At 65.7% G+C, this 22621-nt stretch carries 20 protein-coding genes; 10 read left to right on the forward strand and 10 right to left on the reverse strand.

The window, feature by feature from the left end:
* From GGQ98_RS01090 to GGQ98_RS01110, 5 genes are all read left to right on the forward strand, one after another.
* On the forward strand, nt 1–1080 hold the full coding sequence (locus tag GGQ98_RS01090; protein WP_184063792.1) for an efflux RND transporter periplasmic adaptor subunit: 1080 nt from the start codon (nt 1–3) through the stop codon (nt 1078–1080).
* Entirely contained in the window at nt 1077–4184 is a 3108-nt protein-coding gene (locus GGQ98_RS01095; protein ID WP_184063796.1) for an efflux RND transporter permease subunit, read from the forward strand. Before GGQ98_RS01090 ends, GGQ98_RS01095 begins: the two co-directional genes overlap by 4 nt.
* A 5-nt stretch (nt 4185–4189) precedes the next feature.
* Nucleotides 4190–4690, forward strand: coding sequence for a TspO/MBR family protein (locus GGQ98_RS01100; protein WP_184063799.1), 501 nt, complete (start codon nt 4190–4192; stop codon nt 4688–4690).
* Between the two features lie 28 nt (nt 4691–4718).
* Nucleotides 4719–5036 (forward strand): accessory factor UbiK family protein, encoded by a 318-nt coding sequence (locus GGQ98_RS01105; RefSeq protein WP_184063802.1) that lies wholly within the window; start codon nt 4719–4721, stop codon nt 5034–5036.
* Nucleotides 5037–5158: 122 nt separating this feature from the next.
* Nucleotides 5159–5650, forward strand: coding sequence for a type III secretion system chaperone family protein (locus GGQ98_RS01110; RefSeq protein WP_184063999.1), 492 nt, complete (start codon nt 5159–5161; stop codon nt 5648–5650).
* A 13-nt stretch (nt 5651–5663) separates the two neighbouring features.
* Here the strand turns inward: GGQ98_RS01110 and GGQ98_RS01115 are convergent, their stop codons facing one another.
* The 6 genes from GGQ98_RS01115 to GGQ98_RS01140 all read right to left on the reverse strand — a co-directional run bounded on the left by GGQ98_RS01115 (nt 5664) and on the right by GGQ98_RS01140 (nt 12884).
* Complete coding sequence (locus GGQ98_RS01115) at nt 5664–6047, reverse strand: hypothetical protein (RefSeq protein WP_184063805.1); 384 nt, start codon at nt 6045–6047, stop codon at nt 5664–5666.
* Nucleotides 6044–7531, reverse strand: a complete 1488-nt coding sequence (gene gatB, locus GGQ98_RS01120) for an Asp-tRNA(Asn)/Glu-tRNA(Gln) amidotransferase subunit GatB (protein ID WP_184063808.1) — start codon at nt 7529–7531, stop codon at nt 6044–6046. Before gatB ends, GGQ98_RS01115 begins: the two co-directional genes overlap by 4 nt.
* Before the next feature lies 1 nt (nt 7532).
* Nucleotides 7533–9008: an Asp-tRNA(Asn)/Glu-tRNA(Gln) amidotransferase subunit GatA gene (gatA, locus tag GGQ98_RS01125; protein WP_184063811.1), complete on the reverse strand. Its 1476-nt coding sequence runs from the start codon at nt 9006–9008 to the stop codon at nt 7533–7535.
* Nucleotides 9008–9295: an Asp-tRNA(Asn)/Glu-tRNA(Gln) amidotransferase subunit GatC gene (gene gatC / locus GGQ98_RS01130; protein WP_184063814.1), complete on the reverse strand. Its 288-nt coding sequence runs from the start codon at nt 9293–9295 to the stop codon at nt 9008–9010. The genes gatA and gatC overlap by 1 nt, the downstream gene beginning before the upstream one ends.
* Before the next feature lie 88 nt (nt 9296–9383).
* Nucleotides 9384–11174 carry a DUF4153 domain-containing protein gene (locus tag GGQ98_RS01135; RefSeq protein ID WP_184063816.1) on the reverse strand — a complete coding sequence of 597 codons (1791 nt, stop codon included), beginning with the start codon at nt 11172–11174 and terminating at the stop codon, nt 9384–9386.
* A gap of 15 nt (nt 11175–11189) precedes the next feature.
* Nucleotides 11190–12884 carry an N-acyl-D-amino-acid deacylase family protein gene (locus GGQ98_RS01140; RefSeq protein WP_184063819.1) on the reverse strand — a complete coding sequence of 565 codons (1695 nt, stop codon included), beginning with the start codon at nt 12882–12884 and terminating at the stop codon, nt 11190–11192.
* Between the two features lie 68 nt (nt 12885–12952).
* Between GGQ98_RS01140 and GGQ98_RS01145 the strand changes: the two genes are divergently transcribed.
* Nucleotides 12953–14227, forward strand: coding sequence for a DUF3089 domain-containing protein (locus GGQ98_RS01145; RefSeq protein ID WP_243451602.1), 1275 nt, complete (start codon nt 12953–12955; stop codon nt 14225–14227).
* A complete protein-coding gene (gene ruvX, locus GGQ98_RS01150) occupies nt 14224–14688 on the forward strand; it encodes a Holliday junction resolvase RuvX (RefSeq protein WP_184063822.1) in 465 nt (154 codons plus the stop codon). Before GGQ98_RS01145 ends, ruvX begins: the two co-directional genes overlap by 4 nt.
* Nucleotides 14689–14814: 126 nt before the next feature.
* Here ruvX and GGQ98_RS01155 read toward each other — a convergent pair whose 3' ends face one another.
* Nucleotides 14815–16140: an MFS transporter gene (locus GGQ98_RS01155; RefSeq protein WP_184063825.1), complete on the reverse strand. Its 1326-nt coding sequence runs from the start codon at nt 16138–16140 to the stop codon at nt 14815–14817.
* A 343-nt stretch (nt 16141–16483) separates the two neighbouring features.
* Between GGQ98_RS01155 and GGQ98_RS01160 the strand changes: the two genes are divergently transcribed.
* Nucleotides 16484–17488 (forward strand): aspartate carbamoyltransferase catalytic subunit, encoded by a 1005-nt coding sequence (locus GGQ98_RS01160; protein ID WP_184063828.1) that lies wholly within the window; start codon nt 16484–16486, stop codon nt 17486–17488.
* Complete coding sequence (locus tag GGQ98_RS01165) at nt 17485–18717, forward strand: dihydroorotase (protein ID WP_184063831.1); 1233 nt, start codon at nt 17485–17487, stop codon at nt 18715–18717. Before GGQ98_RS01160 ends, GGQ98_RS01165 begins: the two co-directional genes overlap by 4 nt.
* Here the strand turns inward: GGQ98_RS01165 and GGQ98_RS01170 are convergent, their stop codons facing one another.
* The 3 genes from GGQ98_RS01170 to GGQ98_RS01180 are packed head-to-tail and all read right to left on the reverse strand — an operon-like array spanning nt 18718 to nt 21373.
* Nucleotides 18718–19980 carry an SPOR domain-containing protein gene (locus tag GGQ98_RS01170; RefSeq protein ID WP_184063834.1) on the reverse strand — a complete coding sequence of 421 codons (1263 nt, stop codon included), beginning with the start codon at nt 19978–19980 and terminating at the stop codon, nt 18718–18720.
* 28 nt (nt 19981–20008) lie between these two features.
* On the reverse strand, nt 20009–20620 hold the full coding sequence (locus GGQ98_RS01175) for a hypothetical protein (RefSeq protein ID WP_184063837.1): 612 nt from the start codon (nt 20618–20620) through the stop codon (nt 20009–20011).
* Nucleotides 20621–20659: 39 nt separating this feature from the next.
* Nucleotides 20660–21373: a ParA family protein gene (locus GGQ98_RS01180; protein WP_184063840.1), complete on the reverse strand. Its 714-nt coding sequence runs from the start codon at nt 21371–21373 to the stop codon at nt 20660–20662.
* A 188-nt stretch (nt 21374–21561) separates the two neighbouring features.
* Between GGQ98_RS01180 and GGQ98_RS01185 the strand changes: the two genes are divergently transcribed.
* Nucleotides 21562–22545, forward strand: a complete 984-nt coding sequence (locus GGQ98_RS01185; RefSeq protein WP_184063843.1) for an SPOR domain-containing protein — start codon at nt 21562–21564, stop codon at nt 22543–22545.
* Nucleotides 22546–22621 lie beyond the last annotated feature (76 nt).

The following is a 22621-nucleotide window of genomic DNA, read 5'->3' on the forward strand; positions in this document are numbered from 1 at the left end:
ATGTCGAGGCACGTTGTGTTCGCGCTCGCTGTATTGCTGGCTGCTTGTGACGGTCAGAAGGGCGGCGAAGAGGGCCGCGCGCCCGTTGTGGTCGGCGGCGTGGTCGAACCCGTTCGCTTCGTCGACAGCATCGATGCCGTCGGCACGGCGTTCGCCCGCGAATCCACCACGCTCACCTCCACGGTGACGGAGCGCGTGGAATCGCTGCGCTTCACGGACGGCGCCTATGTGCAGGCGGGCACGGTGATCGCCGTGCTGCGCGCCGTCGAACAGAACGCCGACCTTGCCAGCGCGCAGGCGCGTTCGCGCGAGGCCGAGCAGCAGCTCGGTCGTCTGCGCGAACTCCAGCAGCGCGGTTTCGCCACCAATGCCAGCATCGACGCGCAAACGGCGGCGCGCGATCAGGCGCGCGCGCAGGCGGGCGCCATTCGCGCGCAGATCGGCGATCGAATCATCCGCGCGCCGTTCTCCGGCGTTGTCGGCCTGCGCCGTCTCTCGCCGGGAAGCGTCGTGACCGCAGGCACCGAAATCGCGACGATCAGCGACATCAGCTCCATCAAACTCGATTTCACCGTGCCGGAACGCTTCATCTCCGCGATCAAGGCCGGGCAGGACATCGAAGCCCGCGCGCAGGCCTGGCCGGGGGAAGTGTTTCGCGGCACCATAGAAGGCGTGGAGCCGCAGATTGATCCGATCACGCGCTCGGTCGCGATTCGCGCGCTACTTCCCAATACAGAGCGGCGCCTGCATCCGGGCATGCTGCTCACGGTGTCGATCGTCACCAATCCGCGCGATGCGCTCGCGGTCCCGGAACTCGCGCTCGTCTTCCAGGGCGACCGTCAATTCGTGTTCAGGCTGGATGAAAAGAACGTCGCAAACCGCGTGCCTGTCGAAATCGGCATGCGCTCGGGCGGCATGGTGGAAGTGACCGGCGGCCTCAATCGCGGCGACCGCATCGTTGCCGACGGCGTCGTCAAGGTGCGCGACGATGCTCCCGTAAAGCCTGTTTTCCCCGGCGAAACCGGCAGAACCACCGGCGCGCTCTCCGGCGCGGCGGCGGGTGCGGGCAAGTCCCGATGATCCTTTCCGATGTCTCGGTAAAGCGGCCGGTCTTTGCGGCGGTCATCAGCCTCATCATCGTGCTGGCGGGCGCCATCGCCTTCATTTCGCTTCCGGTCCGCGAATATCCCGCCATCGAGCCGCCGATCGTTTCGGTCGAGGTCGCCTATCCCGGCGCGGCGGCCAGCGTCGTTGAATCGCGCATAACCCAGCTGATCGAAGACAGGATCGCAGGGGTCGAGGGCATCGAGATGATCCGCTCGCGTTCACGCGACGGCGTTTCCGACGTGACCATCGAATTTTCCGCAACCCGCAATGTGGATGACGCCGCGAACGACATCCGCGACCGGGTCAGCGGCCTTGCCGACGATTTGCCCGACGAAGTGATCCCGCCGGAAATCCGCAAGGTCGATGTCGATTCCCAGCCGATCCTCTGGATGCATCTGTCGGGCGAGGAGCGTGATCCGCTCTGGCTCGCCGACTATGCCGACCGCATCCTTGTCGATCGTTTCTCGTCGATCGACGGGGTCGCGCGCGTGCAGGTCAGCGGCCTCTCGCGGCCCGCGATGCGGATCTGGCTCGATCGCGCCAGGCTCGCCGCCTATCAGCTGACGCCCAACGACATCGAAACGGCGCTGCGCTCGCAAAACGTCGAGCTTCCCGCAGGCCGCGTAGAGGCGGAAACCCAGAACCTCACCGTCCGCGTCGCCCGCGCCTACAGCCAGGTCGATGATTTCCGCGCACTCGTCATTTCGCGCGGCGACGACGGGCATCTCGTGCGTCTCGGCGACGTCGCGCGCGTCGAGGTCGGGCCGGAAAATCCGTACAGTTTCTTCCGTTCGAACGGCAAGCCGGGTGTCGGCATCGGCATCGTGCGCCAATCCGGCGCGAACACGCTCGCCGTTGCCGACGAGGTCAAGGCGCGCCTCGAAGAAACGCGAAAGATGCTGCCCGCAGGCCTCAGCATCGACATATCCAACGACAGTTCGGTGTTCATTTCGGCCGCGATCGACAACGTCTGGAGAACGCTTGCCGAAGCGTCGGCTCTCGTCATCCTCGTGATTTACGTTTTTCTGGGCTCGGCGCGGGCCACGATCATCCCCGCCGTCACCGTTCCCATCTGCCTTATCGCCACCTTCGCCGTGTTGTGGGCGCTCGGCCTGTCCATCAACCTGCTCACCCTGCTCGCGCTGGTGCTCGCCATCGGCCTCGTCGTCGATGACGCCATCGTCGTGCTCGAGAATATCTATTACCGTATCGAACGGGGCGAGACGCCCCTCGTCGCGGCCTATGAAGGCGCGCGGCAGGTTGCCTTCGCCGTGATTGCCACAACCGCCGTCGTGTGCGCGGTGTTCGTGCCGATCATGCTCCTTGCCGGAAACACCGGGCTGCTGTTTCGCGAACTCGCCGCCGCGATGATCGGCGCTGTCGCCTTCTCGGGCTTCATCGCGCTGACGCTGACGCCGATGCTGTGTTCCAAGATGCTCAAGTCCGAATCCAGCAGCAACCGGCTCACCCGGTGGGTCGATGAACGGTTCGATCGCGTCTCGGCGGCCTATGATCGCGCGCTCGGCCGCCTGCTGAATCGTCCGCTGCTGATCGGCGGCATTTCGCTTGCCGTCGTCGGCGGCTGTATCGCGCTTGCGACCACGCTCTCGTCCGAGCTGGCCCCGCTCGAAGACACCGGCAATCTGATGGTGACCGCCACTGCGGCGGAAGGCACCGGCTTCGATCAGATGGTCCAGTACATGGAAGACCTTCAGGCCCGTGTCCTGCCGATGGTCGACGAAGGCCCGATCCGCCGCATGATGGTCCGCGCGCCGGGCAGCTGGGGCACGAGCGAGGATTTCTCCAGCGGCCGGATGGTGCTTTTCCTGAAAGACTGGTCGGAGCGTGATCAGACCACGCAGGAAACGGCCGAAATGGTCCAGAAGGCGCTTGAGGATTATCCCGGCGTCCGCAGCTTCGCTTCGGGCGGGCAGACCATCGGCAGCCGCGGCGGGCGCCCGATCCGTTTCGTCATCGCCGGAGCCACGTTCGAGGAACTGGCCCGCGCCCGCGACGCGATCATGGATGCCGCGGCATCTTATCCCGGCATTGAAAACCTGGAATCGGACTACAAGGAAACCAAGCCTCAGCTCCTTGTCGATATCGACACCACGCGCGCAGGCGATCTCGGCGTCTCGGTGGCCGATATCGGAAGCACGCTTGAAACCATGATGGGCTCGCGCCGCGTCACCACCTACATCGACCGGGGCGAGGAATATCGCGTCATCGTGCAGGCGGAAGACAAGGACCGGCTGACCCCGCAAGACCTTTCCAACGTCTATGTCCGCTCGCGCACCGGAGACGTGATACCGCTGTCGAACCTCGTCTCGCTGCGCAACTTCGCGGACGCGGGCGAACTCGGCCACTTCAACAAGCTGCGCGCCATCACGCTCGAAGGCTCCGTCGCGCCCGGCTATTCGCTCGGGGAAGCGCTCGACTGGCTGGAGGCGGAGGCCTCCACGCTGCCGGAAGTCGCCGCCATCGGCTACGACGGCGAAAGCCGCGCCTTCAAGCAGACCGGCGGCGCGATCTGGGGCGTCCTCGCTGTCACCATCCTGCTCGTGTTCCTCGTGCTCGCCGCGCAGTTCGAAAGCTGGGTGCACCCCGGCATCATCGTGCTCACCGTGCCGCTTGCGGTGGGCGGCGGGCTTCTCGGGCTCGTCGTCATGGGCCAGTCGCTCAATCTCTACAGCCAGATCGGCATCGTCATGCTCGTGGGGCTGGCCTCCAAAAACGGCATCCTCATCGTCGAGTTCGCGAACCAGCTGCGCGATCAGGGCGTCCCCTTCGACGATGCGATCCGCGGCGCCGCCGTGCGCCGCCTGCGTCCCGTCATCATGACCTCGATTGCAACGGTCGCGGGCGCCGTGCCGCTTATGCTTGCAAGCGGTGCGGGCGCCGCCTCGCGTCAGGCGATCGGCACGGTCGTGGTGTGGGGCGTCAGCCTTGCGACGCTGCTCACGCTGTTCGTCATCCCGGTCTTCTACCGGCGCCTTGCCCGCAACACCGGCTCGCCGCTCGCGGTCACGCGCAAGCTGGATGAGGAGCGCGGCGCAGAACCTGCCCCGGCGGAGTAAGACCAATGTCGCTCCCCAGGAGCCTGCGCATCGCCATCCTGACCGTTCCGGGCGTGATGCTGCTCGGTTCGCTGTCCGGCGTCGTCGCCGGGTCGGGGGAAACCAACCCGTGGTTCGCGACGCTGGTGAAGCCTGCGCTCTATCCCCCCGGTTTCGTGTTCGGCATCGTCTGGACACTGCTCTACGCGCTGATGGGCATCGCGATCGCTCGCGTCCTCGCATGCCCGCCGGAGCGAGACCGGCAGCGCGCGGCCCTGCTCTTCGCCGCCCAGCTCGTGCTCAATCTTCTGTGGTCGACACTTTTCTTCAAGCTGCACCTGCTCGGCCCCAGCTTCGCGCTCATCCTCGTCATCCTCGCCGCCGCGCTCGCCACGACCCTTGCGTTCGCGCGGCTGGACCGCATCGCGCCATGGCTGCTTGTCCCCTATCTGGCGTGGCTCTGCTTCGCCGCGGGCCTTGCCTTCCGCATCTGGCGGTTGAATCCGGGCGCTGCGCCGCCATATTAGGCACACAACACAGCGAAGGGCCCCGTCCATGCAGTCCAAAAACCGCTTCTTCGACGATTTCTCGCGTATGGCGACCGGCGCCATGGGCTCGCTTGCGGGTATGGGCCGCGAGATGGAATCCGGCTTCCGCGCCCGTATGGAGGAATTCGTCGGCGGTCTCGATCTCGTGAAGCGCGAGGAGTTCGAGGCCGTGAAGCAGATGGCGGCGAATGCCCGCGCTGAAAACGAAGAGCTGAAGGCGCGAATCGCCAGGCTCGAAGCGGCAGCGGGCGCAGCGCCCGAAAAGCCCGCGCCGGCCCGCAAGCCCGCCGCGAAGAAACCCGCGAAATCAGCGCCCGCCGCCTGATATCCACAGCAAATTCTCGGGCGTCAGCGCGCAGCGGCTTGCGTATCGCCGGTCGGCACCGCACCATATATGGTGCAGCATGAACTCCATCGGACGAGCTATTGACCGAACTCGAACTTGAAATGGCCCAGGCCACGGCAGCGCCGCTCGATATGCTCGAGCATTATTTCGGCGCGCACGGCTGGTCGTTCGAGCGCGCCAGCGACGAGGAACTCATCGCCCGCGTGGAGGGCAGCTGGACGACGTACCAGCTCCGCGCGCTCTGGCGCGAGGAGGAGCGCGTGCTCCAGTTCATCGCCATGCCCGATGTGCGCGTCCCGGAAAACCGCCGCGCCGCCGTGTGGGAAGTGCTCAGCCTCATCAACGAGCAGCTCTGGCTCGGCCATTTCGAGATGTGGTCGGCGGACGGCACGCTCCTCTTCCGCCATGCCTCGATGCTCGACGGCGCCGACGACGACAGCGGCCTCTCGCTCGCGCAGGCCGAAACACTGGTCGAAGCCGCCGTCGACGAGTGCGAGCGCTACTACCCCGTCTTCCAGTTCATCCTCTGGGCCGGAAAAACCCCCCGCGAAGCCCTCGACGCCGCACTGATCGACACGGTGGGCGAGGCATAGCTTCCGCCGTACATCAGGGACTCTTCGCAGGCAGCGCAGTTACCGGGCTGATCTCGACGGCATGATAAGGCAGGGGCATTTTCAGCGTCTTCGGCCCTGCAAGCGATGATCCCGCGACGCGATCGAAAGTCCCGTCGCCGTCATCGTCGAAAAAGCACGCACGCCCATAGGGAAGACCGAGTTGGAAGACGGTCATCGTCTCCGAGCAGACTTTCAGCTTCGCCTCGGACTCCACCCGCCTGAGGATGGTGCCCGCTGGTACTTTTATCCTGGAAAGCGTCAGCCCGGTCTTGAACGCCTCGGGCAGCACATACACGCCTTCGAGCGGCTGCGCCGATACGGCTCCGGCCCATAGCGGCAATAGCGCCGCGAGCGCCGCGCTTCGGCCGAACCTCACCCCGCCAGCGCCGCCTTCAGCAGTTCGTTCACCACCTGCGGGTTTGCCTTGCCGCCGGTCGCCTTCATCGTCTGGCCCACGAAGAAGCCGAACAGCGCTTCCTTGCCGCCCTTGTACTGCGCCACCTTGTCGGCGTTCTTCGCCAGCACGTCGGCGATCGCCGCGTCGAGCGCGCCGGTGTCGGAGACCTGCTTCAGGCCCCGCTCCTCCACGATCTTCTCGGGGTCGTCGCCGGTTTCCAGCATGATCTGGAACACGTCCTTGCCGAGCCGCCCCGAAAGCGTCCCGTCACCGATCAGCGCCAGCAGCGTCGCGGCATGTTCGGGGCTGATCGGGCTGTCGATGATATCCTTGCCGAGCGCGTTCAGCGCGCCGAACAGGTCGGATATCACCCAGTTGGACGCCGCGCGCGCCACCTCCGTCAGCGGCTTGCCCTGCTTCTCCGCGCTCAGCGTCAGCATGCGCTCGAACCAGTCGGCAGCCTCCTTCTCGGCGGTCAGCACGCCCGCGTTGTAATCGCTGATGCCGAGGTCGCGCACATAGCGCGCGAGCTTCGCGTCGGGCAGCTCCGGCAGTTCCGCGCGCAGCGCCTCGACGAACGCGTCGTCGAACACCAGCGGCGGCAGGTCGGGGTCCGGGAAATAGCGGTAATCGTGCGCGTCTTCCTTGGATCGTAGCGCGCGTGTCTCCATCCGGCTCGGGTCGAACAGCCGTGTTTCCTGCACGATTCTGCCGCCGCCTTCGATGATCTCCACCTGCCGCTGCGCCTCGAATTCGATCGCCGCCTGCACGAAGCGAACGCTGTTCACGTTCTTGACCTCGCAGCGCGTGCCGAGCGGATCGCCGGGCTTGCGCACGCTGACGTTCACGTCCGCGCGCATGGAGCCTTCCTCCATGTTGCCGTCGCAGCTGCCCACATAGCGCAGGATCGATCGCAGCTTCTTCACATACGCCCCCGCCTCTTCGGGCGAGCGCATGTCGGGCCGCGAGACGATCTCCATCAGCGCCACGCCCGACCGGTTGAGATCGACGTAGGAATAGCCCGGAGACTGGTCGTGCATCGATTTGCCCGCGTCCTGCTCCAGATGGATGCGCTCGAGCCCCACGGTCTTGGTGCGCCCTTCGCCAAGCACGATGTGCACCTCGCCCTCACCCACGATCGGGTGCTGGAACTGGCTGATCTGGTAGCCCTGCGGCAGATCGGCGTAGAAATAGTTCTTCCGGTCGAAGCGCGACCACGTGTTGATCTGCGCATCGAGCGCCAGCCCCGTGCGCACCGCCTGCTTCACGCACTCGCCGTTGATGACCGGCAGCATCCCCGGCATCGCCGCATCGACAAGGCTCACCTGCGTGTTCGGCTCCGCCCCGAACTCCGTCGCCGCGCCCGAGAACAGCTTTGCGTTCGACGTCACCTGCGCATGCACCTCAAGGCCGATCACGACCTCCCACTCACCGGTTTCGCCTTTGATTCTGTAGTCGCTCATCTTACCACCAAGCCTCCGGCCGCGCGGAGAAGCCCGCCGCCTGTTCGATCGCATAGCCCGCGTTCAGCACGCCTTCCTCGTCGAGCGGCTTGCCGATGATCTGGAGGCCGAGCGGCAGGCCGTCGTTCGAAAGCCCGCCGGGCACCGACATCGCGGGAAGTCCCGCAAGGCTCGCGGGCACGCAGAACACGTCGTTCAGGTACATGGCGATCGGGTCGTCGATGTTCGCGCCGATGCCGAACGCCGCGCTCGGCGCGGTCGGCGCGAGGATCACGTCGCATTTCGCCCACGCCTGCTCGAAGTCGCGCGCGATCAGCGCCCGCACCTTCTGCGCCTTCAGATAATAGGCGTCGTAGTATCCCGCCGACAGCACATAGGTGCCGATCATGATGCGCCGCTGCACCTCCGTGCCGAAGCCTGCCGATCGCGTCGCCTCGTACATGTCGATCAGGCTGCCGCCGTCGGGCGTTTCGCGCAGGCCGTAGCGCACGCCGTCATAGCGCGCGAGGTTCGAAGACGCCTCTGCGGGCGCGATGATGTAGTAGGTGGGAAGCGCGTATTTCGTGTGCGGCAGCGAGATGTCGACGATCTCCGCGCCCGCGTCGCGCAGCATGTCCGCGCCCTTCTTCCACAGCGCCTCGATCTCGGCGGGGATGCCCTCGACCGTATATTCCTTGGGAATGCCGACGCGCCTGCCCTTCATGTCGCCGGTCAGCGCCGCCTCGAAGTCGGGCACCGGCAGGTCGAGGCTGGTCGAATCCTTCGGATCGAACCCGCACATGGATTTGAGCAAAATCGCGCAGTCGCGCACGTCGCGCGCCATCGGCCCGGCCTGATCGAGCGAGCTTGCGAACGCCACGATGCCCCAGCGCGAGCAGCGGCCATAGGTCGGTTTGATCCCCGAAATGCCCGTGAACGCCGCCGGCTGGCGGATCGAGCCTCCGGTATCCGTGCCGGTTGCGCCCGCCACCAGCCGCGCCGCGACCGCCGCCGACGAGCCGCCCGAGCTGCCGCCGGGCACGAGGCTTTCGTTGCCCTTCCCGCGCCACGGGTTGATGACCGTGCCGAACGCGCTCGTCTCGTTCGACGAGCCCATCGCGAACTCGTCCATGTTGAGCTTGCCGAGCATTCCCGCGCCGTCCGCGAACAGCCTGCCGCTCACCGTCGATTCGTAGGGCGGCTTGAAGCCCTTCAGGATGTTCGAAGCCGCCGCGCTCTGCACGCCTTCGGTCGCGAACAGATCCTTGATGCCGAGCGGTATGCCCGACAGCGGTTTCGCCTCGCCCTTCGCCAGCGCCGCGTCGGCGGCATCCGCCGCTTTCAGCGCCAGTTCAGGCGTTTCCACGGTGAAGGCATTCAGCGCGCGCGCGGCTTCCACCGCTTTCACATGCGCTTCGGCGAGTTCCTTTGCGGAGAAGTCCCTGGCGCGCAGCCCGTCGCGCATCTTGCCAAGCGTCAGGTCGGTCAGCGCCGTCATTATTCGATCACCTTCGGCACGGCGAAAAACCCGTATTCGGCCTTCGGGGCGTTCGACAGCACCTTGTCCTGGATGCCGCCATCGGTGACGACATCCTCGCGCCAGCGCAGCGTGTTGGGGATCACCGCCGCCAGCGGCTCCACGCCGTCGGTATCCACCTCGCCCAGCATCTCGACCCAGCCGAGAATCTTGGAAAGCTCCTCGGCCATCACCGCGCAGCGGCCATCATCGATCTTGATGCGCGCAAGATGCGCGACGCGTTTGACGGTTGCGGCGTCAACGGACATGCAAAAAACCCCGGATTGATTGAGCCAGAGCCGTTAGCACGCAGTTTCGTGCGCGGGCAAGCGTCCCGCACCTGCAAGGAGCGCGCAATCAATCCGCTCCGGCCACAAGCTTGCCGTTGACACGAAGTTCCATTCCCTCGCGCGGCGCGATCTCCAGCTTTCCACTTTTTAGCGCCTTGATGATTGGCCCCTCCGTGTTGGAGTGATACGCATCGCCGGGCCTAAGGCCGGCGTGCCATCCATCAGCCTTTTGTCTGTAAGCATCCGTGTCGTTCCAGCATGTCCGGCTGCCCGAGACGATTTCACACGTTTCACTGATAAAAACGGCATCCTCCAGACCGTCTCCGGTCAAGTCGGCGACAACAGCGGCGCAGAGCAGGTTTTCGTTTTCTCCGCAGCCACTTAGCCAGGTAGGCGGTCGATCATCGCTCTCGACAAGATACGCGATCAACCCCTCCGGAAGTTTCTTTCCCGATGGATACACGGGCATGCGGTCAAATGTTTGGCGTAAACGGGGTGCAGTTTCCCGCGCCGCACGCCTGGTACGCGCCTCCCACCGCGATGATGTGCGATAAATTTGCCCAATTTCATGCCGTATAGCCTCGGACTGCGGATGATCCTCCACGTCCGCCAGTTCACCCAGCGCATCGCGCCCCGGAGCGCCCAGATCGAACATCAACGCCGCGAAGTCAAAGTCATCGGGAGCGACCTTGCCGCTTAGCAGGCGAGCCGCCTGGTTTTCAGCCGAAATCGTTCGGAAATCCAGAATCGGCGTGGAAAGCAAAAGAAACACCACTCCCAAAGCAAGTGCCAGCCGCACGTTCGCAGTGCGCACTGTGTCAGCCCATCCTTCGAAACGGCGGACAAGCGGCCACAGGTAGGCAAGCCCGTAAGCAATCGCGAATCCGGTGAAGATCATTGCCCAGATGCGTTCCGGCATCAGGCCGCTAGCATCGACGCGAATACCGGTCGAGATGGCGGCGATGACAGCGAGCGGCAGCATCGCGAAGGCAAGCCTCGTGGCGCCGAACCTCATCGCGCGCGCGGATGAAAGCTGATCGTTCGCATCCTTGATGACCGTATTCACGAGTAGCAGCGCGAACAACAGCGCGCCGAGCATCAGCGGTGTTGCGTGCCGGGTCGTCTCCCACAGCTTCGACAGGCCCGTCACTGGCAGGAAGGAGAGGAACAGCAACAACACGAACGCTAGCAGCGGCGCGAATACCGAAAGCACCGCCATCAGCGCCTTCTGCATCGCCGCGATCACGCTCGGCCAGTCGCGCACCAGCGAGATACCGAGCGCAATGCTCGCGCCGCCGACCACGGTAATGAACACGGGCTTTTCGAACACATCGGAGAAGAACTCTACGCCGATCAGCTCAAAGAGACTGGCCCAGAGTGCGAACAGCAGCGTCACCGCGAGTTGGAAGCCACCCGCGCCGATGGCGACCACAATATCCTCCCAGCTACGCGCATGAAGTCCCGCATAGGGCAGTCGCCACCCGCCCTCGTCGCGCACGGTCTGGAACACCGGCAGGGCAATACCGAGCGCGGCGGCTAGGCACAGATATTGCCAGGCGAACCAGGGATCGTAGCTACCACTGCTATCCGCCTGCGGGCCCGCCACGAGGTTCCAATAGACGATGCCCGCCGCCACCGCGCCGCAGCCGGCGGCGAAGCCTGCGGACCACAGCGGACGGACGCCCGAAAGCGTGAACGCCAGCGCCGCCCCGGCGATGCAGACTCCGGTGGCCGCCACTGTCCGGATATCGCCGACGGGTCCGCTCCCGTGCGTCAGCCACCAAAACGCAAGCCCGCACAGCGCCCCGGCGACCATCAGCACCAGATGGCGCCGCTGACCATCCCCAAGATCGATCATGACGCCAAACTCGCTTTACGCCGGGCATTTCCCCGCGCCCGGCCCCTTCACGAAGCGGCCCGGCCGCGCTGCGGTGGCCTCGCCGTTTTTCAGCACCTGCTGGCCGTTCACGAACACGTCGCGCACGCCCACCGAATACTGGTGCGGCTTGGCGAAGGTCGCCTTGTCGGCGATCGTCGCGGGGTCGAACACCACGACGTCGGCGTAATAGCCCGGCGCCAGGCGTCCGCGTCCTTCGATACCCATCTGCTCCGCCGAGAACGACGTCAGCTGGCGCACCGCCTGCGAGAGGCTGATCGTCTTTTCGTCGCGCACATATTTGCCGAGCAGGCGCGGGATGTTGCCGTAGGCGCGCGGGTGCGTGCTCGATTTCAGGAACACGCCCTCGGTCGCCGGCGCGTCCGCGTCGGAGCCGAAGCTCATCCACGGCAGTGTCGTCTGCTTCGCGACATTGGCCTCGCTCATCAGGAAATAGGCGGTGCCGACCCGGCTGCCGTCTTCCACCACGAGGTCCATCGCGGTTTCTTCCGGGCTCTTGCCGCGCTCGCGCGCCACTTCGCCCAGCGTCTTGCCGATCAGCGGCTTCAGCTTCTCGCTCTTGAAGCCCAGCAGCAGCAGGCCTTCCGCTGTTCCGGCCTGATTGTAGAGGTTCTCCCAGCCGTTGCCCGGCGCCTTCATCTCGGCGGCGACCTTTGCGCGGATCGCGGGGTCTTTCAGCCGTTCGAACCACGCCTCCTCACCGCCCGCCTGCACCCACGGCGGCATCGCCGCATCGAGTCCGGTCGCGCCAGCCGGGTAGGTGTACATCGTGGCGGTAATGTCGAGGCCTTCCTTCTGCGCGGCCTCCACCTTGGCGATCACGGGATCGAGCTTGTCCCAATTGTTTTTCCCCGCCAGCTTCAGGTGATAGATGATCGCGGGCGCTTTGGATTGGCGCGCGATGTCGATCAGTTCATCGACCGCGGGCAGGATGTTGTCCCCTTCGGAGCGCATGTGGCTGATGTAGCGCCCGCCGCAGGGGGCTGCCGCCTGCATCAGCGCAACAAGTTCCGGCGTCTCCGCGAACGTCGCGGGCGCATAGATCATTGCCGACCCGACGCCGAGCGCGCCTTCGTTCATGGCGGTGCGCACCAGCGCCTGCATGCGTTTCATCTGTTCCGGGGTCGGGTCCACGTCATCCTCGCCGAGTTCATGGATGCGCACCGTCGTTGCGCCCACGAAGCTCGCGACGTTGGGCGAGATGCCCAGCGTTTCCAGGCGGGTCAGATACTCGCCGAGCGTGGTCCACGTGATGTCGTATTTCACGTCGCCCATGCGGCTCAAATGCAGTTTCTTCATCTTTTCGTTGGCGGGGCCCATGGTCCAGCCTTCGCCCATCACTTCCAGCGTCACGCCCTGCTTCAGGTCGCCGAGCCCGCGCCCGTCCACGAGCAGCGATTCGGTCGCCCAGCTGTGCGTGTTGATGAAGCCCGGCGCCACCGCGAGACCGGCGGCGTCGATTTCGGTGCGTCCGCGCGCGGCCGGGCCGACCGAGACCACCTTGTCGCCGTCGATGGCGACATCGCCGATCTGCGCCGCGCCGCCCGAGCCGTCGTAGATCGTGCCGCCGCGAATCACCAGGTCGTGAAGCGCGGGCGTGGCGCCTCCCGCCGCGCAGGCGGCCAGCGGAAGAATGAGGGAAACGGCGAAAGGAACCCGTGTGATACGCATGGTGTTAACCCCTGTATTCTCGTTGCATGAGCGGCATGCTAAGCGCCCGAACAAAGGAGTCCAGCAACTTGGCCGCCCGACGGTTTCTCTACATCATCGCCGCGCTCATCGTGCTCGCCATCGCGGGTGCGTTCGCATACCGGATTTTCGCGCCGCACCTGATGCGGGCAGCCTTCGTGCCGTCAGTCAGCTTCGCGGACAGTCCCAAGCCCGTCGCCACGTTCTACAACCGCGCGGATGCGTGGCTGGCGCGCCCCGGCATCCCGGCGGATGTCGTGCGCTGGACGCCCGAGGGCTACAGCCCCGCGCCCAAGCCCGCCGTCGCGGTGTTCTATGTTCATCCCACCACCTATCTGAAGGCGGATCGGTGGAACGCGCCGATCGCGCTCACCGGCGATCCCCGCTTCCGGCAAACGGTGTTCCTGAAAAGCCAGGCCAGCGTCTTCAACGGCATCGGCGAGGTGTGGGCGCCCAAATACCGGCAGGCGACCTTCGGCGCTTTCCTCGCGCTCGGCGAACCCGATTCGGCGAAATCGTTCGCGCTTGCCTACAGCGATATCGAAAATGCGTTCGAGCTGTTCCTGCGCGAAATCCCGGCGGACCGGAAGATCATTCTCGCGGGCCACAGCCAGGGCTCGCTGCACCTCGTCTCGCTGCTCGCGCAGAAGATCGCGGGCACGCCCGTCGCGGATCGCATCGTCGCGGCATACCTTATCGGCTGGCCGATCTCGATCGAAACGGATCTGCCGAAGCTGGGTTTGAAGCCGTGCGAGACGCCCGAAGAGACCGGCTGCATCATCGCCTTCCAAAGCTATGCCGAACCTGCCCAGCCCGAATCGATCTTCGATCCGTTCTACACGACGATCGGCCTCACCGGCGCCCCCCGCGCCGGAACGCACCTGCTGTGCATCAATCCGCTGACCGGGGGCCCGGACCTTCCGGCCGCTGCTGAACAGGAAACCGCCGAAGCACCCGCCGCAGCCGAGGACATCGCGCGCAGCAGCCTCGCCGCGCAGGCCGCGCCGCTTCCGGTGGAGACGATGGAAGGCGCGGAGGAGAGCGATCCCTATGGCCCCGCGCGCAACCTCGGCACGCTGATCCCGGTCGATGAAACCTATTCGGCCGCAACGCTCGAAGCCGGAACGGTCGGCGCGCAATGTACCGACAGGGGCTATCTCAGCATCGGCGAAAAGCCGCCGGAGGGTTTGCGGTCGTACGTGCTGCCGGGCAACAACTACCACGTCTACGATTACGCGCTGTTCTGGACGAACCTGCGCACAGATGCGGAGCGCCGCGCCCAGGCGGCGCTTACGTCGCGCGCGCAGGCCGTGCGCGCGCGGTGAGCACGCGCTCGGCCGCCGAATTCGCGGCGCAATTGCCTTCGGGCGTGCTTGCCGGTCTTGATCTCGGCACGCGAACGATCGGCGTCGCCTTCTGCGATGCGCAGTGGCACTTCGCCAGCCCTGCGGAGACCATCGCACGGCGCAAGCAGGCGCAGGATTTCGCAGAGCTTCGCCGCCTCGCTGCGGGCCGCGTGCTCGCCGGCATCGTCCTCGGCTATCCCGTGAACATGGACGGCACAGACGGCGCCCGCGCGCAGGCGACACGCGCCTTCGCGCGTTCGCTCGAAGCCGAATTCGCCCTCCCCGTCCTCCTGTGGGACGAGCGCCTCTCCACCGTCGCCGTCACGCGAGAAATGATCGCCGCCGACATGAGCCGCGCAAAACGCGCCGAACGCGTCGACGCCCTCGCCGCAGCCCACATCCTGCAAGCCGCCATAGACGCCCTGGCGCTCACCGCCTGAGTAAAAAGCCCCTCCTCTTCAGGGGAGGGGTTGGGGTGGGGCGTTTCCGCCCAGCGCCGCGTGTGGGGATAGGCCCCACCCCTGGCCCCTCCCCTGAAGTGGAGGGGAGAAAGAAATCGCGCCCCCCTACCGCGCCGCATCCTCCCGGTCGATCGCCACCAGCGATATCCCCTTCGTCTCGCGCATCAGAAGCGCCGCGATCAGGCTCACCATCCCTGCCAGCATGATGTACACCGCGATCGGCCACCACGTTTCATATTCGCGCAGCAGCGCCGTGCCGATCAGCGGCGCCCACGATCCGGCGAAGATCGCCGTCAGCTGATAGCCGAGCGATACGCCCGAATAGCGCATCCGCGTCGGGAACATCTCGGTCATGATCGCCGGCTGCGCCGCGTACATCAGCGAGTGAACCATCATCCCCGTGATGATCGCCGCGAGCACGATCCCCGTCGTCCCTGTATCCAGCATCGGAAAGGCCACGAACGGCCACACCATCGTCAGCAGCGTGCCCGCGATATACAGCGGCTTGCGCCCGAACCGGTCGGTCGCGTGCCCCACGGCGGGGATGATGAGCGCATGGAGGATGTGCGCGAAGAACAGCAGCGTCAGGATGCCCGTGGTGTCGCCGCCGCGATGCGACAGGTAGGTGATCGTGAACGTCACGACCATGTAGTAGAGAATGTTCTCGGCAAAGCGCAGCCCCATCGCCGTGAACACGCGGCGCGGATACAGGCGGAAGACCTCCTTCAGCCCATAGCCCGCATCCGCCTTCTCCTCCATTTCCGCCTTCGCGGCCTTGAAGATCGGCGAATCCGAAACCTGCGTGCGGATGTAATAGCCGATGCCCACGATCACGACCGACATCCAGAACCCGACGCGCCATCCCCACGACAGGAATGCCTCTTCCGAAAGCGTCGCCGACAGCACGAGCAGCACCACCGTCGCGGCCAGGTTGCCCAGCGGCACGGCGGCGTGCGGAAAGCTGCCCCAGAAGCCGCGGCTGTGGTTCGGGCTGTGCTCGGTCACGAGCAGCACCGCCCCGCCCCATTCGCCGCCGAGCGCAAAGCCCTGGATGAAGCGCAGCGTCACCAGCAGCAGCGGCGCCCAGTACCCGATCTGGTGGAACGAAGGCAGGCAGCCCATCAGGAAGGTGGAAACGCCGATCAGGATCAGGCTGAACTGCAGCAGCGACTTGCGGCCCACCTTGTCCCCGAAATGCCCGAAGACGATGCCGCCGAGCGGCCGCGCGAGGAAGCCCACGGCATAGGTCGCGAAGGCCGCGATGACGCCGTCGAGTTCGTTGCCCGTGTCGGGGAAGAACAGCTTGCCGAACACCAGCGTCGCGACCGTGCCGTAGAGGAAGAACTCGTACCATTCGACGACCGTTCCGGCCATCGAGGCGCCCACGACCTTCTTCAGATACGGCAGATCGGCGGTTTCTTCGTGTTTCATCGGCGCTCCCCTTGCCGAAACGGGCGTGCCTCGCACCGTGCCCAGCGTCAAGCTGCACATTTATGATATGAAACGCCTGTCCTACAGCACGCGGATTGATGTAGCAGGCAGCCATGCCCGCACGCCTTGCTTCGCCTCCTGCCGACAGCCGCCGCGCGCGAACGCGAAATCCGCGCATTGGCCTCCACTTCCTCCACTTTGCCCGGCAAGGCCTTGATGTTGCTTGGCCGGATCGTAGGGGCGGCGCTACGCGCCTTCCCGTTTCCCCGCCTGTCCCCAGCGAAGCCCTTGCCCGTTTCGCCCCTTGCCCGCCGGGGCGCACAGGTCTAAAGGCTCGGCTTTAATGACATCGACACAGCAACCCGCTCCGCTACCGGCCGTGCCGCCGGGGGCGCACCCCTTCCCGCACATGCATCTGCTGGGAATCGAAGGCCTGAAACCGTGGGAAATCGGCTTCCTGCTTTCAGAGGCCGAACACTGGGTCGAATTCAGCCGCAGCGCCCACAAGCGCGACGAGCGGCTCGCCAGCCTCACCCAGATCAACGCCTTCTTCGAAAACTCGACGCGCACGCTGCTGTCGTTCGAAATCGCGGGCAAACGGCTCGGCGCGGACGTCGTCAACATGTCCGTTCAGTCCTCTTCGATGAAGAAGGGCGAAACCCTGCTCGATACGGCGCTCACGCTGAACGCCATGCACCCGGATGTCATCGTCATCCGTCACGATGCCTCGGGCGCGGTCGCGCTGATCGCCTCCAAGGTCGATTGCCCCGTGCTCAACGCGGGCGACGGCCGCCACGAGCACCCGACGCAGGCACTGCTCGACGCGCTCACGATCCGCCGTCGCAAGGGCCGCATCGAAGGCCTCAAGGTCGCGATCTGCGGCGACATCCTGCACAGCCGCGTCGCCCGCTCGAACTTCCACCTGCTCGCCGCGCTCGGCGCCGAGGTGCGCGCAGTCGCGCCGCCCACATTGATGCCTGCCGGGATCGAGCGTTTCGGCGTCACCGCCTTCACCGATATGGATGCGGGCCTCGAAGGCGCCGACGTCATCATGATGCTCCGTCTCCAGCGGGAGCGTATGGCGGGGGCCTATCTCCCGTCGGAGCGCGAATATTTCCATTTCTACGGCCTCACCGCGAAACGTCTCGCGACGGCGGGCGACAACGTGCTCGTCATGCACCCCGGCCCGATGAACCGGGGCGTCGAGATCGAATCGCAGGTCGCCGACGACATCGCCCGCTCCGCGATCACCGAGCAGGTCGAGATGGGCGTCGCCGTCCGCATGGCCTGCCTTGACGTGCTGACGCGCACGCGAAGGGGCGTAGCCGACTGGGAGGTGCGCGCATGAGGCCGCTTGCGATCATGGGCGCGCGCGTCATCGACCCTGCAAGCGGTCTGGATGCAGTGGTCGATATTCTCATCGCCGACCGCATGGTCGCCGCTGTCGGCAAGCCTGATATTCCCTCGGACGCGCAGCGTATCGACGCGGCGGGGCTCATCGCGGCGCCCGGTCTTGTCGATGCCGGTGTCTTCCGGTCCGAACCCGCCGCGTGCCTTGCGGGCGGCATCACGCGCACGCTGCTGATGCCCGATCAATCGCCGGTGATCGACGATCCCGCGCTTGCCGAGCGCGCGCAGCGCATCGGCAAGCCGCACGTCTGGGTGCACCCCCTCGCCGCCGCGACACGCGGCCTTGCCGGAACCGAGCTTGCCGAAGTCGGCCTGATGAAGGTTGCGGGCGCCGTCGGCATCGCAACGGGCCGCGCCCAGATCGCTTCGGCGGCGGTCATGTACCGGCTGCTGCAATATGCGGCCGCGTTCGATCTCGTCACCGTGGTGCATGCCGAAGACGCTGCGCTCACCGAAGGCGCCGAGGCGACGACGGGGGAAACCGCCACGCGGCTCGGCTTTGCGTCTGCTCCGGCCATCGCCGAAGCCATCGCGATCGCGCGCGATGTGCGTCTCGCCGAAGCGGCGGGCGCGCGGCTCCACGTCCACAAGGTGACGACGGCCGAGGGGCTGGACGTGATCCGCACCGCGCGGGCGCGGGGCGCGCGGATCACCTGCGGCACCGCCCCGGCCTACCTGCTCCTGAACGACGAGGCCGTCACCGGCTATCGCACCTTCACCCGTCTTTCACCGCCGCTCCGCGCGGAGGACGATCGCCGGGCGATGCTCGCGGGTCTTGCGGACGGCACGATCGATTGCCTCACCTCGGCGCACGATCCGCGCGGGCAGGACGAAAAGCGTCTGCCCTTCGCGCAGGCTACGCCGGGCGTATCGGGAGCAGAAACGCTGCTCGCGCTCGCCATCTCGGCAGGCGAGAACGCAGGCGTTTCCCTTTCCCGGCTGATCGCAATGATGAGCGCCGCGCCGACGAAAATCTTCGGCGTGCCGGGCGGAACGCTCAGCGCGGGGGCGCCTGCCGACGTCGTGCTGTTCGATGCCGGTGCGCCCTGGCGGATCGATGCGGCGAAATTCGTTTCGACCGGCGACAACACGCCGTTCGACGGCCTGCCTGTGCAGGGCCGCGTGAAATGGACCGTGAAGAGCGGCGAGATTGCCTTCGCGGGGTAATCAGGCTTTCTTGGAAGACGTCGCTGCCGACGCGCCCTTGCGGACGAAGCAGCTGTAACCCTCGGACTTGAGGTTCCTGCAGAGATCGACCGCGTCGGTTACGTTTACAAACGATCCGATGGCGAGACGATGATATGTCGCGCCCTTCACCTCGATCTCACTCCGGATCGGCTCGAATTCGCCAAGCGCACTGTTCTTGCGGATCAGTGTCTTCCATCCGGCGTTCAGGAACTCCGGCTTCGCGTAGGAACCGAGCTGAACGACCCAGGCGCCGTGTGAAGGCTTCGCCAGCGCGCGGATTTCCCGCTTCACGGCGGCAACCGGCTTCAGCGTCTCGAAGGCAGGCTGCACGGCGCGGATCTGAACGATCGGCTGCGCCGGTTCGGCAGCGATCGGCACCTCGGCCCGTGCTATGGTCACGGGCGCGGCTTCGACGCTGACGGCCGGAGCGGGTTCCGCAGCGGCGGCGATTGCGACGGCCTGCACCTGATGCGGCGGCGCCCATGCAAGCGCGACCGGGCGGCCTGCGTCGTTCGCGGCCGTCTGAACGCCGAGCACGGAAGCCGTGCGCCAGGCGCTGTCGGTGTTCGAGGCGATTGCCGCCCATTCCGCGACGCGGGCATCGACCGCGTCCGGCGTCAGGTCCATCGATGCGGTCGTGCGCGCTGCCGCCCATTCGCCCGAAAGCGCCTGTGCAAGCGCAAGGTTCTGGCGCAGACGCGGCGTCGAGTCGCCCGCCCGAACGGCGGCTTCAAGCAGGCTGATCGCCTTGCGGCTCTCGCCGGAAAGCGCCAGCGCAAGGCCGACATCGGCGGTAAGCGACGGATCGCCCGCCAGCGCATCGAGCGTCGACAGCGCCGTGTAACGGTTCCCCGCGGCAAGCGAAGAAAGCGCCGCACGGAAGCGGACGTTCGCATCGGCGGGGTTCATTGCCGAAAGGTCGCCGTAGGCTTCGGCCGAAGACTGATAGCGACCCGCCGCCGTGTAAGCCTTGGCGAGCGCGAAGCGCGCATCGGCGTTCTGCGGATCCGCCGTAACGGCAAGCTCGGCGAAGCTGATCGCCGCTGCAGGATTGCCCGCAAGCCGCGCGGCTTCCGCCTGCTTGATGAGAACGATGGAAGGTTGCGGAGCGTCAACGGACCCGATCGCCGTGTTCACATGCGCCGCCGGGCTGTTCGAAGACTGGCACGCGGTCAGAGAGGCCCCGAGCGTGAATGCGCTCGCGGCCAGCTTGAACACCGTATTGCTGCGCTGAGTCTGCATGGTCTTGGCCCCTTCACCCCGTTCACGCCTAATTGGCGGCGGATTTCCTCATGTCTTTCAAGGCATCCGGAAAATGCGTGGACAGATATTCGTCGAGCGCGGCCGTCACGAGTTGCTGCGCGGATTGGTTCGCATAAACACACGCGAGACGCAGTTTCATGTGGCGCTCGGGGTCGAGCCGCAGCGTAAATGCCGCCTTTGCCTTGGACCCGGCCATCGCACGAGGACGGTGCGCGGTTTGCGCCGGAGCCACGGTGATCGACGGGATCGCCACCGGAGCAGCGACCGGCATCGGCAGCGGCTCCACCACCGCAACCTCGGGCTGATCGTCCGCCGGTTCTGCCGTCGACACTGCCGCAGCAGCCGCCGCGAACTCCTCGGCGATCGCCTGTTGCTGCGCGGCGACCGGTGAAGGCACCGCCGTATCGATATCAGCCGCCGAACGCGGCTGAAAGTGCATCGGCTGCGCGGGCATCAGCGCGACGCGCTGCTCGGCGGTGAGCATGTCTCCGCCCATGTCATTCCAACCGAGATCATCGTCGGACGCAAAACCATAGCCTTGCGGACGCATCGCGGGGCGCGCCTGTCCCTTCCGCGCCAGCAGACCGGCGCTCAAGGAAGCATAGTTTGCCTCGTTCATAACTTACCTTTCCTCGGAACGGCCCCTTGCATCTTATTTTTAGCTTGCAGCTTTCCGGCCGAAGCCACCGGCGGTTCGCACGGCGGGGGTCGGCACATGCTGGCCCGGTGCATTGAACACCGTCCGGCGGAAGTTCTTCTCGAGCCGATCGGCGACGTACGTCCAGAGTTCCTGGATTTCCTGGGAGGACTTGCCGTCGGGCTCGACCTCCATCACCGTACGCCCATCGATCATCGACGCCGCGAAATCGGTACGATGATGCAGCGTCACCGGCGCGACCGTGCCGTGCTGCGAAAGCGCCACAGCGGCCTCGTAGGTGATCTTGGCGCGCGGCGTTGCCGCGTTCACGACAAAGATCAGCGGCTTGCCCGCACGTTCGCAAAGCTCGACCGTAGCGCCTGCGGCGCGCAGGTCGTGCGGGCTCGGGCGTGTCGGGATGACGACGAGTTCGGCGACCGAAAGCACGCTCTGGATCGCGACCGTGATCGCCGGCGGCGTATCGATCACTGCGAGCTTGAAACCCTTCTGACGAAGCATTTCGAGATCGGTGACGAGCCGCGCCACTGTGGTTTGTGCGAAGGCCGGCATTTCGGCTTCGCGCTCGTTCCACCAGTCCGCAAGCGAACCCTGGGGATCGATATCGATAAGAACGACAGGCCCAGCACCGGCCCTCTGCGCTTGAACAGCGAGATGGCCGCTGAGAGTGGTTTTGCCCGAACCGCCCTTTTGTGAAGCTAACGCGAGAACGCGCATTGGCTTTTCCCCATAGACTCTGCGAATTGCAGGGCATGGATCGCACGTACAAAGCTAATTTTCGGTAAAGCCTTGAGGTTATTTCTTGAAAACGCTTCGATGATTGTCGGCGGAAATGCGTTGGCGGGTTGTCCGTGAACCCTGACAGGGATTCCCTTGATGGAAAGACTGCTTTAGAGAACGCCACCATGCGACACGGCCTCATCCTCGCGACTGCGTTTTTCACCCTTTTTGTTTCGGTTCCGACACTTGCAGGCGTCAAGGAAGGCGTCGTCAAGTGGCAGGGCGGCGATTACCGGGGCGCCGTGGTCGAATGGATGCCGTCCGCCGCCAAGGGCGACCCTGACGCGCTCTTCAATATGGGGCAGGCCTACAAGCTCGGGCGCGGCGTTCCGCTCGACAAGGCGAAGGCCGAAGACTTCTACCGCCGCGCTGCCGACAAAGGCCACGCTCCCGCGCAATCGAATCTCGGCATCCTGCTCGCCCAGCGCGGAGAAAAGAAGGAAGCTGCTGGGCTTTGGCAGAAGGCCGCAGCGAAGCGCGACGCCCGCGCGCAGTACATGCTCGGCGTTCTCCACTTCAATGGCGATACGCTGCCGAAGAATTGGCCCCTCGCTTACGCCTATATGACCCAGGCGAACAATGCCGGACTCCCGCAAGCCGGGCGCGCGCTCGCCACCATGACCGCCAGCCTGTCACCGGGCGATCGTGCCAGCGGCAGCGAGATGGCGCAGGCGATGATGACGGGCGACAAGCTCGGCGCCAGCGGGAAGCCTGTCGCGCCCCCGCGCAAACTCGCCAATCCCGTCGCGGTGGACAAGCCGCAGGCGGCCTTGCAGAAACCCGCGCCGTCGCCCGGCCGAACCACCGTTTCCAACGCGGAAATCCCGCAGCCCCGCATCACTGCGTCCGCGCCGGCGACAAACGTAGCCGGCGGCGGCTGGCGCATCCAGCTCGGGGCGTTTTCACAGGAAGCCCGTGCCCGTGAGGCATGGACAGGGCTGCGGCGCGACTACCCGGGCATCGTCGCAGGTCTGGAACCGGTTTATGCGCCCAGCGGCAGCATGATCCGGCTACAGGCGGGCAGCTTTGCGAACCCCGGCGAGGCCAATTCGATCTGCCAGCGCTTGCGCGATACCGGCAGGCCGTGTTTCGCGGTCCACACCAATTAACCTTTCATCGACGGCTTTGCGCTAGCTCTGGATGCCCGCGGGACGCGTATGTCCCGAGAGTTGCTTTGGTGCGGGA

Source organism: Sphingosinicella soli, from assembly GCF_014199685.1.
GTDB classification, from domain to species: Bacteria; Pseudomonadota; Alphaproteobacteria; order Sphingomonadales; family Sphingomonadaceae; genus Sphingosinicella; species Sphingosinicella soli.